The sequence below is a fragment of the Methanomethylovorans sp. genome (assembly GCF_050177135.1).
In the GTDB taxonomy this organism is placed as follows: domain Archaea; phylum Halobacteriota; class Methanosarcinia; order Methanosarcinales; family Methanosarcinaceae; genus Methanomethylovorans.
In genome coordinates, this window is the sequence record NZ_JBFXHJ010000061.1 from 1 (window position 1) to 12,799 (window position 12,799).

Below are 12,799 nucleotides of genomic sequence, written 5' to 3' on the forward strand. Positions count from 1 at the left end.
CGGATGCGCGGATAAGGGCTCTGTAGAAAAAGCTACTCTTGATCTAATTTTGATCTGAGAATTTAAAAAGGATAAAAACCTAAGAAAAAAATTACCTTCGATTTATAGTTACAATTTTAAGGCGTGAATTAAGAAAGCAGATAGATAAAGGAGATCGAGCAGATGAGAGTATCTTTTGAGGGATCAGATGAAAAAGTAACATTCAGGATTTCAGAGTTCCATCCAAAATACGAGAGAATCTTGCAAATGTGTTTTTATGAAAATGATGGTAAAGGGTATATTAAAATCTATCCAAAGAACGCTAAATATTTAGATAAGATACAGAAGCGATATTTTGATAATGCAAACTTGATGTTTGACCAGCTTGGATATTTTGCTCCTGTTCCATGGGAAAAAGCATTAACTGAATTTTGTCAAATAACTCAGGGAACAGATATTAACTGGTGGTTAACTGGAAGCTGTGCTGCGTGCATTCGAGGTATAAAAATGGATCCTCATGATGTAGATATTATGACCGATTCAAAAAGCATTGAAGAAATTACCGACGTTTTCTCAGACTATTTAATTGAACCTATTGTTGACACGAACGGATGGCTAACTAAAGATTTCGGGGTAATTTTTCTACATGCAAGAATAGATATCGCATCTGACCCACAAGAGATCTTAGACATTCCAGAACCAGTAGACTGTGGTCCGTATGCAAAACAGAACCTTGAGACCATAAAGTGGAATGGGTATAATATAAAGGTTCCACCTTTGGAATTACAGCTAAATGTAAACAAAAGAAGGGAAAGGATGGATAGAGTAAAACTCATAGAAGATTTTATGAACAAATAATTTCAAAGCTGCGTACTGGCAAAAAATTCCTCACTCCAGTCCACTGAACCGGGTTTGTATTTTACCATCAGTTCTTCATCCTGCCTTTTGAGCAATGCATCAATGATCTCCTCAATATCTGCAATGGTTTCCTCAATGGCCTGGTCAGTGGTGTCTATTTCAAAGACCTTGTCACACCACTCCACCGATTCGAACAGGATAACATCCAGAGCCTCTGCTTCCAGGTTTTCCTGGACCTTATTTTCAGAATAGTTCCTTTGCAGAAGCCTCTCCCGCAGCCTTTCAGGGGAGGTGCGCAGCACTATGACAATATCAGCGATGTGGTGGGAAAGATGGCTGTCCAGTATAGTAACAGGACTGGAACTGTCGACTTTTTCCATGACCCTCTGCTCCACAAGGTCCATATCAGCCACTACGCAGTCCCTTTCGGCATCCACCTCAGAGTAAAGCTTCTCTTCTCTGATCAGTTCATTGAGATGGATAACCTGGTAACCGGGCTTTTTTTCCAGCTGCGCTGTGACCGAGGTTTTACCCGTCCCGGGTGTTCCTGTTATCCCTACAAGCATGATCTCCAATAAACCTGCAAAGGCTTAATCCTTGTGCATGCCGGCTATCTTCAGGAAGTTCTCGACGATCTTCATCCCGCTTTCAGTGAGCACGGATTCCGGATGGAACTGCACACCATATATCGGGTATTGAGTATGTTCCACTGCCATGATTATGTCATCTCTTGTCTTTGCTGTCACTTTAAGTTCATCTGCAAGATTTTCAATGGCAAGGGAATGGTACCGTCCAGCACTGAAGGTCTGTGATATACCAGCAAATAGACGTGAATCATCATGGATGATATCAGAGGTCTTGCCGTGGATCGGCCCGCCTTTTGCATGTCCGACACTGCCTCCGAAAGCTGCATTGATGGTCTGATGACCAAAACATACACCAAGCACAGGGACCTGAGGGCCAATATCCTTTATGATATCAAGACAGTTGCCCACATCTTCAGCTTTATGGGGCGTGCCCGGGCCAGGCGATATCACGATGGCATCCGGCTTTATCTTCCTTACTTCTTCCGGGGAGATGGTATTCGGAACAACTACCGTGTCCGGCTCGAATATGGAAACATAGTCCACAAGGTTCCAGACAAAGGAATCTTTGTTATTGATGAACAGTACCCTCATTATTTCCCCCCGATGGCTTTTATCATTGCGGCCATTTTTCGTTCGGTTTCCAGGTATTCGTATGTCGGGTCCGAATCTGTCACGATGCCTGCTCCGGCCTGCACATAAGCGGTATTGTTCCTGATCAGAACAGTCCTGATGACTATGGCAAAGTCAGCATCACCGTTCCAGGAATAATACCCCACGCCGCCACCGTATATGCCTCTTGCATTAGGCTCCAGGTCATCGATGATCTCCATAGCACGTATCTTGGGTGCACCGGATAGCGTACCTGCCGGGAAGATGGAGCGTGTGGCATCGAACTGATCACATTCGTCCCTCAGTTCTCCACTTACAGTACTCTCTATATGCTGAAGATGAGAATACTTTACCACGCTCATGAGATCATCTACCCTGACGGTCCCGGCCTTTGAGACCATCCTCACATCATTGCGTCCCAGGTCTACGAGCATGATATGTTCTGCCCTTTCCTTCTCATCTTTAAGCATGTGAGAGGCAAGTTCTTTGTCCTCGTCCTCATCCTTCCCCCTGGGGCATGTACCTGCAATGGGATTGGTGATGACCTTCCTGTCATAGACCGTCATGAGGGTTTCGGGACTTGCACCCACGATACCGATATCCTTGAAATTGAAAATGTACATGTAAGGGCTTGGGTTTATGTCCCTGAGCCTTATGTACAATTGCAGTGGTGTCTGGCTCATTCTCACAGTATACCTGCGTGAAAGCACTACCTGGAAGATATCTCCGTCAACGATGTGCTGCTTTGCATGCAGCACTGCCTTTTCAAAAGTTTCCTGATCAGTGCTTGGTACAGGTTCTTCTGACCTGACCTTTGCCAGTATATCGGAACTGATGCCTATCACAGAGGACATGTGCAGTGAACGTTCCATGAGCTGCGCATCTGCTAAAGCGTGTTCGTATACTGCTTCAAGATCACTTTCCTTTGTAACGAATGGTGTGATGACCAGATATGTTTCATTGGTTATGTGGTCAAAGACAAATGTCTTGGTCATTATGGCAAAATGCATCTCAGGCGTGTCAGCATCCGGCTTTTTCTCCCTGCCGAGCCAGGAATCGTAGACCAGCTCATAACTATTATAACCGATAGCTCCTCCAAGGAAGGTTTGCCTGTCAAAGCGTTTCTGATTGAGGAGTTCAACATTGTTGCTTGTAGGGAACACTTCTCGGAAAGCAGCAAGATCATCATCCTGTTCCTTTAATTGTACCCGGAACCTGCCTCCAATAAGCGATTCAGTAGTCCCCATTGCTTTTACTTTATCATAGACGAACTTTGAAAGCTCGGAGTTCTTCTGGCAATCGATGGTGAGATATCTGTCCTTTATAGCTACCACGATCTCTGGTTCCGAGCCCACAAAAGAGTATCTAGCATGCCTTTTTTCCTTTTCTACTGATTCAAGAAGATATGAATAATTCGCATTCTGCAAGGTCGCATACAATTGCAGGGGAGTACATATGCTATCCACCTTTGCCATAAGCTGTATGATGGCAGGTGTTTGTGAGTTTTCAACAAGAGCAATGAAATCTTCTTTATTAAGATCGAACTCAACCATTTGCACACCTTATCTGTGAAATGAACCTGCGCACTTTATCAGGGTCCTTCTTTCCATTTTTCTCAACTCCCGATGCGACATCCACTGCATAGGGCCTTACTTCTTCCACTGCCTGACGCACATTTTCGGGGTTCAGGCCGCCTGCCAGCATCACCGGGGCTTCAAGCCTTTCCACTATCTGCCTGCTCACATACCAGTCATGCACAGTACCGGTCCCGCCCACAATGCCGGCTTTGCTGGAGTCAAGCAGTACGCCATCTATGAGATCATTCTCGAACCTTTCTTCCATTGTAGCTATTGCAAGGTCCATCTCTTCCAGAATGTTATGTTTGTCAGCAGGTATGGCGTATGTCTTGATGATCTTCTGCCGGACATTATTCCTTATGTATTCAAGGTCTGCAAGCAGGAGGTCGTTATGCAGCTGGACGATGTCCGGCTTGCATATGTCAATAAGCTCCACAGCTTCCTCCCCGTTCTCCGGCATGATCACGAGCACAGAATCCACGAACAACGGCACCTGTGAGATAAGGGATGATGCAGTTGCAGCGTCGAGCTTTCTGGGGCTGTTCACAGGTACTTCCGTTACAAAACCCACAGCATCGGCTCCAAACTTCACGGCCATTGCTATGTCTTCAGCACACCGCATACCGCAGATCTTCGCTCTTACAGGAGATCTCATATTCTATGCCTTCAAAGGTCTTGTCGCTGAACTGTCTGAGCTTTTTCATGGCCTTGCCTGAATCAATGACTGCCTCGACCATGGGTATGGCTTCCTTCAAAGAGTCGGCTGCACCTGCAACATAGAGTGCTGCTGCAGCATTTATGACAATAAGATCTCTTTTAGGTCCCTTTTCCCCTTTGAAAATGTAGATCATATCCTTTGCATTCTCTGCAGGTGTGCCGCCTACGATATCTGTAGCCTTTGCCCTTTTGATGCCCAGGTCTTCGGGAGAGATGACGTATGTCCTGATCTTGCCATCTTTAAGCTCTGCAACCTGCGTTTCTGAGATGTTGGAGATCTCGTCCATGCCGTCCCCATGTACGATCATAGCCCGCTTTGCACCCATTTTCCTGAGCACCTGTGCGAAGATCTCACAAAGGGCAGGGTCGTATACGCCTATGAGCTGTGCATCCGCACTTGCCGGATTTGTCAGAGGACCCAGGATATTGAATATAGTCCTTACACCCATTTCCTTCCTTATGCCTGCAACTCTTTTCATTGCAGGATGGAATACCGGCGCAAGCATGAATCCGATACCTATCTTTTCAATTGATGTTTTCACATATTCAGGGTCTTTATCGATCTTTATCCCCAACTGTTCCAGTACATCCGCACTACCGGAAAGGGAAGTAATTGCCCTGTTTCCATGCTTTGCCACGTTCACTCCTGCAGCAGAAGCAATGATGGCAGCAGCAGTCGAAACATTGATTGTATTATGTCTGTCAGCTCCGGTTCCCACGACATCCACAAGTGTGCCTTTCACATCAGGGTGTATGCTCCTGGCAGCTTTTTTCATACCGCATGCGAACCCTGCGATCTCATCAGCAGTCTCACCTTTCATTTTCAAAGCCATGAGCAATCCGGCTATCTGGGCATCTGTGGCCTGAGTGAATATCTCTGTGATAGCTTTCTCAGCCTCTTGCAATGTCAGGTTCTCACCTGCACTTACTTTCTGTATATAGGACTGCATGATAACACCATTGTAGACATCAATGTTTTAAATTGTACATTGATGTATAATTAAGTGATGGCATATATACATTGCTGTTGAACAAGAAATGCCAAAAATTATTAAAGTTTGAGTAAAATAACATGAATGAGATAGTCCTGAAGAATATATTATATCCGTTGAAACCAAATATATTAATGAGGGAGCTCAATATGATATACATAGCCATAGATGGGGACGATATTCATCAAAAGTTCGAGAAATGCCTGCTTCAAAATGATGAAACGAACATTTCCAGGACAAGTACGGATATAACAAATACAATTGATAGGGTCATTGACCATTTGCGGCATGAAAACCTGAAAATAGTTTTCTCTGCAGGCGATTGCATCTTATGTAAATGCGATGCAGTTGATCTGATAGACTTGTCCAATTACTTGGAGAAAATAGGAAATACAAATACTGTTTCTGTTGGAATCGGAGATACTTTAGAAAAGACATATATTGCTTTCAAGTATGCCAGATCCATTGGAAAAAACAGTATAGTCAAATACACTTTCAATAATAAATTAGAAACCTTTGATCTGAATACCGTGGTTCCGCCTTCATCCTGCTTTGCAGAAGGCCTTACTCCGTGTCTGGTATAAGGCTTTCTACTTTAATTATAAGATCAACTTTTCTCGATCATCGCATAGATTTTGTCCATGTCCAGACAACTGCGCAAGATATCGGCAAGCTCCTTGTATGCCTCTTCTTCGGTGGTAGCCACCTCGGGGTGGAACTCCACACCCTTCTTTTCTGCCAGATAGATCATCAGGGCAGTCCTTATGTTGCTGTTCTCGAACAGGCCGTGCAGATACGTGCCTATGACAGTACCGCTCTCATCGACGCTGCCGTCATCACCGAAAGCAGTCCTTGGAGTCACTGTCTTACCCATGTGGATCTCATATCCCCACACTTCCTCGCCCTTGATATGACGGAATATAGGTCCCTCGGCAACTACTTTCTTTTTCACCTGGGTAGTGGTCTTCTTATACTCACCAAAGGCCGTCTCCACCTCAAGCAGCCCCATACCCTCATAATCCGCCTCCAGGCCATTCTCTATGCCGGAGTCATGCAAGGTCTTGCCAAGCATCTGGTAACCGCCGCATATTCCGAAAATAGGCACCTTGCCATACATGTTCCGGATCTGCTTATCCATACCGCTCGCCTTAAGGTCCAACAGATCGCTGATAGTGTTCTTAGTACCCGGAATGATTATACAATCCGGAGTGCCAAGGTCCTCATGCAGTTCCACATACCTCACTTTTGCCAGACGCTCCAGGGGCTCGAAATCCGTAAAATTGGATATGCGTGGTAATCTTATCACTGCAATGTCCACATCGTTCAGGCATCCCGATGAAGTATTCCTGCTTTTTGAATAGATGGCCATGGAGTCCTCTGATGGGATATTGAGCTTGTAATAGGGCAATACGCCTAACACAGGAATACCTGTCATCTCCTCCAGTTGCCTTAACCCGGGCTCCAGGATGGCAGGATCTCCCCTGAACTTATTGATAACGAAGCCCTTTATGTTGCCGCGTATGTCCTCGGGCAACAGTGCAACTGTGCCATACAGGCTTGCGAACACTCCTCCGGATTCGATGTTGCCCACCAGGATGATGGGGGCCTGCGTAAGCCTTGCTGTGCCCACATTCACGATATCCCGGTCATAAAGATTAATTTCCGCAGCTCCTCCGGCTCCTTCCATGACAATGAGCTCGTATTTCTCGCCAAGCCGGTCAAGAGCACCCTTTACAACTTCCATTGTCTCCGAGATGGAATCATAGTAATTGCCGGCGGATTTATCAGCGTAGGGCTCACCAAGAATGATAACCTGTGATGTCCTGTCACCTTTAGGTTTCAGAAGCACCGGATTCATATCCGCGGTAGGGTCAACTCCTGCTGCTTTGGCCTGCACGGCCTGTGCTATGCCTATTTCCTTGCCGTCTTTAGTGATCCAGGAATTGAGGCTCATGTTCTGTGCCTTAAAAGGAGCTACTCTGTATTTTTCTGAAAAGATCTTACAAAGGCCTGTGACCATTATGCTTTTGCCTACATCAGAAGCAGTCCCCAGTACAAGTAATTTTTTAGTACTTTTATCAGTCATATCCAACAACCTTTTAACATGGAAAGCTTTTGTGTTAACGAAGATTCCGCACAAGTTTTATGAGGAACAAGTTATATCTACTTAACTCCAGAACTCCAGTTTACTTAAATTAGGTGGAACATGTTTGATCTTTTACGTGTAAGCGGCGGCCCAACAAAACCCGAAATAATCGCTATCGCCCTATCGAAGATGGGATTGAGGAGAGGCGACAGTTTCTTTGATGTGGGATGTGGTACAGGTGCTGTATCAATTGAAGCAAGTTCACTTGTTAAGGACCTTAACATCACTGCTATAGATGCAAGGAAGGAAGCTATTGAGGTAGCAGAGAAAAATTTCGAAGCCTTTAAGATACCGAACGTGAATCTGGTTTTCGGTGAATCCTCTGAGATCATTACACAAGCGGAAAAAGTAGATTGCGCTTTCGTAGGCGGATCTAAGAACATCCTGGAGGTGCTGGATGCTCTTGCAGCAAAGAATGCCCGTAGTATAGTCGTGGACGCTGTGCGTATAGAGACCGTAGTAAGGGTTATACAGAGGATGAAAGAACTTGGCATATTCCGTGAGGTGCTCCACGTAATGGTATCCCGTGGGGTCGATCTTGTGGGCGAAACTATGTTCAAGCCTGAAAATCCGGTGTACGTCATTGTCGGAGGAACAGACAAAACGAACTAATAGGAGAATCATATAAATGCTGATTGGAGTTGGACTTGGACCGGGATCCCCGGAACTTCTTACGTTGAAGGCAGTAGAGACCCTTAAGAAAAGCCATAAGGTGTATGTGCCCGGCAGGCTGGCTGCTGAGCTTGTTGCTCCGTACGCCAAGGCGGAGATCCTTGATTTCCCCATGCTTACAGATTATAATGTTCTCAATGAGGTATGGACGAAGAACGCAGAGCTTATAGCAGAGGAATCCAGACATAACCTTGTATCTTTCGGACTCATAGGCGACCCGAACTTCTTCTCTACTTTCACACATCTTAAGAGAGTGATGAACAGGCTGTACCCTGATGTCGAGACAGCTACAATACCAGGCATCAGTTCCATTACATCTTTCGCTTCCAGAGCCGATGCAGAGGTAGATGCTTCATTTGAGGTGAGTGACGGGTCAGAAAAGGCATACAAGATAGTCCTTAAAGCAACCAAGCCCCTTGAGATCATAGATTCTATGAAGAAGGAAGGCTATAACAAATTCACTTTTGTCCAGCGCCTGTTCATGGATGATGAGATCGTTATCAAGGAGATGGCAAAGATCCCTGAAAAAGGTAATTACTTCAGCATAGTGTTCGGGCAAAAGGAATAACGGAGGAAAAATAATGGCTCGTAAGGTATATTTTGTGGGCTCTGGTCCGGGTAATGCAAAGTACATCACCGTCATGGGCAAGGAACTTCTGGAACAGGCGGACCTTGTCATATATGCCGGTTCCCTTGTGAACCCGGAAGTGCTTAATTATTCAAAGGGAGAGAAAGTAGACAGTTATGGTCTCACTCTGGATGAAACGAACAAGTTGATGGTGGATGCTCTCGATGCAGGTAAAAAAGTAGTGCGCCTGCACAGTGGCGATCCATCGCTCTATGGTTCTATTGTGGAGCAGATAGAGGAATTGAAGAAGTTCGATGTTGAAGTTGAGGTAATTCCGGGTGTATCCTCAGTGTTCGCAACCGCAGCAGCACTCAGGACGCAGCTTACTCTTAACAATGTTACAGAAACCCTAATTATCACAAGGCCTGCAGGCAAGACCCTGGAAGAGGACCAGATCAAGGAGCTTTCCCGGCATAATGCCACGATGGCGGTTTTCCTGGGCACGCAGAAGATAGAGGAGATCATGAAAAAGGTGGAGTACAGTCCTGATACTCCGGTGGCTGTGGTCTTCCACGCATCCTGGCCTGACCAGAAGATCGTCATCGGCACTGTGGCCGACATTGCTCAGAAGGTCAAGGATGAAGGTATAAAGCGTTCAGCCATGATCCTCATCGGAGGGGTGGTAGACCCCAAGAACTATGGGAGGTCTTACCTATACGGAGTAGCACAAGAACCGCTGTCATAACTTTTGAAAGGAACCTGGAGGTTGCTCAGCGGATAGCCAGGCACATTGATGCAGATGTCCTGCTATACGAAAGAGAGATCTTCAGGAAGGCATTTGAGGAATACGATGCAATAGTGGCGGTGTTCGCAACTGGTATTGTGGTGAGGGACATAGCACCACTTATTCAGAATAAATGGAAGGATCCTGCTGTAGTTGTAGTGGACTCTAACCTCAACTTTGCTATTTCCCTTCTGGGGGGACATCACGGTGCCAACGAGCTGGTCCGCAGGATAGCGGAAATTGGCGCCATTCCTGTCATCACCACAGCAACAGAGGTGCATAACCGCAACTCTGTGGAGGGCATTGCTAAGGCCCTGGGATGCGATATTGTCAACAAGGATTCCACCCGGCAGGTCAACTGTTCCCTGCTGGAACAGGATGTGGAAGTGCTCGAGATAAAAGGTCCCAAGATCGTGGTAGTTGGTGATGATGTGTCTGTGCTGAAAAAGGAAAAGGCGGAAAACAGATGATCATAGGTATCGGAGCCAGGCGAGGTGTCAATAAAGAAGAGGTAATATCTGCCATTGAGGCTGCACTTGCAGAAGTGGAAAAAAAGATCGATGACATAGATATATTTGCCTCATCAAAATTGAAGGAAAACGAGACTGGCCTGCTTGAAGCTGTTAATCTGCTTGGAAAGGACATCAAGTTCCTTTCCGAAGAAGAAATCAATCTTTATGACGCGCCATCTGGGTCCCAGGCAAATCGGTTCGGTTTGACAGGGGTGGCAGAACCATCTGCCTTGGCGCTTTCTAAAAAAAAGGAATTGATCTTAAGGAAGAAGGTATATGGAAGGATCACAATCGCAATCGCAGAATAAGACCTCTGCTGGAAAAGGGAGGCTGTACATAATTGGCATTGGACCTGGTTCGGTGCCCCAGATGACCATTGCTGCCAGAGATGTATTGATGAACTCTGACTACATCGTGGGTAACGGTACGTATCTTGACCAGATAGCAGAGCTGATCGATAAACAGGAGATCATCCGCAGCGCCATGGGCAAGGAAGTGGACCGGGCTGTCAAGGCAGTGCAACTGGCCAAGGACAAGGTGGTATCCATGATCAGTGGCGGAGATGCCAATATTTATGGTATGGCCGGACTGGTACTGGAGGTCGCGGAACATGAAGGCCTTGATGTTGATATTGAAGTACTTCCGGGCGTCACCGCCATCACCGCAGCAGCAAGCGTACTGGGTGCTCCTATAGTAAATGATTTTGCTGTCATCAGTTTAAGTGACCTGCTCACACCCTGGGAAGTCATCGAAAAAAGACTGCATGCAGCGGCTTCTGCAGATTTCGTGATATCTCTCTACAATCCAAAAAGCAGGCAGCGCAAGTCTAATTTCTCCCAGGCTATAGACATAATAAAAAAATACAAGAATGGTTCAGTACCAGTCGGCCTTGTAAAGAATGCATTAAGGACCACTGACCAGGACTATGTTGTTACCACGCTGGATGAGGTTATGAACTATAACGACTGGGTGGACATGAGCACCACTATCCTGATAGCTAACAACGAGTCCAGGATATGGAAGAGTAATAACGGGGAAAGGATCATCACTCCAAGGGGGTATCAGAGAAAGTATGACTACTAAAAGCAAAAAGAAGGCAGGTTCGCCGGCACTTGAAGAGCTTGTGGAGTTCACAACAAAAATGGATCCCACACTTATAGACATCTGCACCGACCTCGGCGCTCAGACCGATGAGGCAAAGGCTATCTATATGACAAGCCGCAATCTTGCCAAGCAGATAGTTGGAGACAGGACCATTGAGGACAGGATACGTCAGCGCTGCATGGTTGCAGTGGGGGATCTTTCCATGGCATATCTTATGCATTTCAACAAAGATCCTGTAAAGGCAGGCGTGGAAGCCCTGAAGAAAGGTGCCCCCATATTCGTGGACATCAACATGGTAAAATACGGGATAACTAAGATGGGACACAAGTCCGATGTCATCTGCGTGATGGATGAGGACAAGGACGCCGCCATCGCTAAGAAGTTCGGCATCACAAGGACTGCAGCCGGTTTCCTTGCATGCAGGGACAGGCTGGAAGGTTCCATCGTTGCTATAGGCAATGCACCTTCCGCAGCACTTGCAGTGTGCCGTATGGTGGAGCATGGCATAAGGCCCGCTCTTGTTATAGCAACCCCGGTAGGCTTTGTGAATGCTGCAGAGTCCAAGGAAGTCGTCAGGGACACAGACATATCTTCTATTACATGTATCGGCACCAGGGGAGGAACCCCCATTGCCGTTGCCTGCGTCAACGAACTTGTGGCGATCGCCAATTCAAAAGATGAATGCGAGGAATAATATTCCCCGCATCCACTTTATTGATCTTGTTTTTTAAACCTGGAAAAGTGTAGTTATTTGGCTGGTGTATGCCATCCATGATCCTGTAAGTATCAGTAAAATGCCCGCTATCTTTTTGACTATAAAGTCATAGCGAGCAATGGCTCTCAATCTCATAGAGGAAACATTTGCAGAATATGCTATGATCAGCATGGGCACTGCAAAACCGATCGAGTATATGAACAGCAATGTTGCACCATAAGCCAGACTGCCCCGCATGGCCACCAGCACCAATACACTTCCCAGTAATGGGCCGATACATGGTATCCAGATGATGCCAAGAGAGAGCCCAAGCAGGATACCACCCAATAGTCCTTGCTTCTTAGAATTATGGACCTTACTTGTGACGGTAGATAACCTATTAAAGACCTGGAGATCAAATAACATGACAATGCCAAAAACAATGATTGTAATAGAGGCTGCGAGATGCAAATAAGGAATATAGCCTATCAGCAAAGCTCCGAAGGCAGATGTGATAACGCCCATTGCAGTAAAGGAAAAGGCTAATCCGACCACAACTGCAACAGGTCGGTATTTCCCTTCCTTTGTAGAAAAGGCCAATATTGCAGGTAGTAACGGAAGTGTGCAGGGTGAAAGTACACTTACTATGCCTGCGAGTAACACAGCCAGAGGATCAACATCTGTAAAGACCATATCTTCTTTTGCCTGTTCCTTTTACTTATTATTCCTTAATGCAATGGCCAGGTCCAAAGTTTTAGTAAGAGTGCCTTTTTCAGTTACCCCGATGAATCTGGCATTGTCCCTGTTCCTGGTAATGTTCCCATCATAAGTCATATAGAGATAGCCTTCTGAACTACTATTCACTATAACGAACATGTCAGGCACAGAATACACATTAAAACCTGTAGCTACTTTGGGATTTTCCCTCGTATCAATGTACATCACAGTAGCCTTTCCCGCATACTCTTGTGAAATTTCCTCGATGGTAGGTCTCATTATC

General features: G+C 45.9%; 17 protein-coding genes. 9 read left to right on the plus strand and 8 right to left on the minus strand.

The window, feature by feature from the left end; all coding sequences use genetic code 11:
* The first annotated feature begins 162 nt into the window (after nt 1-162).
* Nucleotides 163-837: a nucleotidyltransferase domain-containing protein gene (locus AB7U21_RS06455; RefSeq protein WP_428387812.1), complete on the plus strand. Its 675-nt coding sequence runs from the start codon at nt 163-165 to the stop codon at nt 835-837.
* A 2-nt stretch (nt 838-839) separates the two neighbouring features.
* Here the strand turns inward: AB7U21_RS06455 and AB7U21_RS06460 are convergent, their stop codons facing one another.
* From AB7U21_RS06460 to trpD, 5 genes are read right to left on the minus strand one after another with little or no spacing between them, the layout of a single operon-like run.
* Complete coding sequence (locus AB7U21_RS06460) at nt 840-1,403, minus strand: adenylate kinase family protein (protein ID WP_428387814.1); 564 nt, start codon at nt 1,401-1,403, stop codon at nt 840-842.
* A gap of 24 nt (nt 1,404-1,427) precedes the next feature.
* A complete protein-coding gene (locus tag AB7U21_RS06465; RefSeq protein WP_333787748.1) occupies nt 1,428-2,015 on the minus strand; it encodes an aminodeoxychorismate/anthranilate synthase component II in 588 nt (195 codons plus the stop codon).
* Entirely contained in the window at nt 2,015-3,586 is a 1,572-nt protein-coding gene (gene trpE / locus AB7U21_RS06470) for an anthranilate synthase component I (protein ID WP_333787747.1), read from the minus strand. The genes AB7U21_RS06465 and trpE overlap by 1 nt, the downstream gene beginning before the upstream one ends.
* Nucleotides 3,579-4,265, minus strand: a complete 687-nt coding sequence (locus AB7U21_RS06475; RefSeq protein WP_333787746.1) for a phosphoribosylanthranilate isomerase — start codon at nt 4,263-4,265, stop codon at nt 3,579-3,581. Before AB7U21_RS06475 ends, trpE begins: the two co-directional genes overlap by 8 nt.
* The gene (trpD, locus tag AB7U21_RS06480; protein ID WP_333787745.1) at nt 4,219-5,277 is read right to left on the minus strand and encodes an anthranilate phosphoribosyltransferase; all 1,059 of its coding nucleotides are present in this window, start codon (nt 5,275-5,277) and stop codon (nt 4,219-4,221) included. The genes AB7U21_RS06475 and trpD overlap by 47 nt, the downstream gene beginning before the upstream one ends.
* 122 nt (nt 5,278-5,399) lie before the next feature.
* On the opposite strand from trpD, the gene AB7U21_RS06485 reads away from it, so the two are divergent.
* Entirely contained in the window at nt 5,400-5,903 is a 504-nt protein-coding gene (locus tag AB7U21_RS06485; protein ID WP_428387818.1) for a mCpol domain-containing protein, read from the plus strand.
* Between the two features lie 23 nt (nt 5,904-5,926).
* Here the strand turns inward: AB7U21_RS06485 and AB7U21_RS06490 are convergent, their stop codons facing one another.
* Nucleotides 5,927-7,405 (minus strand): cobyric acid synthase, encoded by a 1,479-nt coding sequence (locus AB7U21_RS06490; protein ID WP_333787743.1) that lies wholly within the window; start codon nt 7,403-7,405, stop codon nt 5,927-5,929.
* 120 nt (nt 7,406-7,525) lie between these two features.
* On the opposite strand from AB7U21_RS06490, the gene cbiT reads away from it, so the two are divergent.
* From cbiT to AB7U21_RS06525, 7 genes are all read left to right on the plus strand, one after another.
* Nucleotides 7,526-8,077, plus strand: coding sequence for a precorrin-6Y C5,15-methyltransferase (decarboxylating) subunit CbiT (gene cbiT, locus AB7U21_RS06495; RefSeq protein ID WP_333787742.1), 552 nt, complete (start codon nt 7,526-7,528; stop codon nt 8,075-8,077).
* Between the two features lie 16 nt (nt 8,078-8,093).
* The gene (locus tag AB7U21_RS06500; protein WP_428387821.1) at nt 8,094-8,705 is read left to right on the plus strand and encodes a cobalt-factor II C(20)-methyltransferase; all 612 of its coding nucleotides are present in this window, start codon (nt 8,094-8,096) and stop codon (nt 8,703-8,705) included.
* 13 nt (nt 8,706-8,718) lie between these two features.
* Nucleotides 8,719-9,450 carry a precorrin-4 C(11)-methyltransferase gene (gene cobM / locus AB7U21_RS06505; RefSeq protein ID WP_428387824.1) on the plus strand — a complete coding sequence of 244 codons (732 nt, stop codon included), beginning with the start codon at nt 8,719-8,721 and terminating at the stop codon, nt 9,448-9,450.
* A 77-nt stretch (nt 9,451-9,527) separates the two neighbouring features.
* A complete protein-coding gene (locus AB7U21_RS06510; protein WP_428387831.1) occupies nt 9,528-9,959 on the plus strand; it encodes a cobalamin biosynthesis protein CbiG in 432 nt (143 codons plus the stop codon).
* On the plus strand, nt 9,956-10,309 hold the full coding sequence (locus AB7U21_RS06515; protein ID WP_333787739.1) for a cobalamin biosynthesis protein: 354 nt from the start codon (nt 9,956-9,958) through the stop codon (nt 10,307-10,309). The genes AB7U21_RS06510 and AB7U21_RS06515 overlap by 4 nt, the downstream gene beginning before the upstream one ends.
* Nucleotides 10,278-11,084, plus strand: coding sequence for a precorrin-3B C(17)-methyltransferase (gene cobJ, locus AB7U21_RS06520; protein WP_333787738.1), 807 nt, complete (start codon nt 10,278-10,280; stop codon nt 11,082-11,084). The genes AB7U21_RS06515 and cobJ overlap by 32 nt, the downstream gene beginning before the upstream one ends.
* Nucleotides 11,074-11,799: a precorrin-8X methylmutase gene (locus tag AB7U21_RS06525; protein WP_333787737.1), complete on the plus strand. Its 726-nt coding sequence runs from the start codon at nt 11,074-11,076 to the stop codon at nt 11,797-11,799. The genes cobJ and AB7U21_RS06525 overlap by 11 nt, the downstream gene beginning before the upstream one ends.
* Before the next feature lie 33 nt (nt 11,800-11,832).
* On the opposite strand, the gene AB7U21_RS06530 is transcribed toward AB7U21_RS06525, so the two are convergent.
* Both AB7U21_RS06530 and AB7U21_RS06535 read right to left on the minus strand, forming a co-directional pair.
* On the minus strand, nt 11,833-12,492 hold the full coding sequence (locus tag AB7U21_RS06530; RefSeq protein WP_428387827.1) for a cytochrome c biogenesis CcdA family protein: 660 nt from the start codon (nt 12,490-12,492) through the stop codon (nt 11,833-11,835).
* A 21-nt stretch (nt 12,493-12,513) separates the two neighbouring features.
* On the minus strand, nt 12,514-12,799 hold a 286-nt coding region (locus tag AB7U21_RS06535), incomplete at its 5' end, for a thioredoxin family protein (protein ID WP_428387829.1).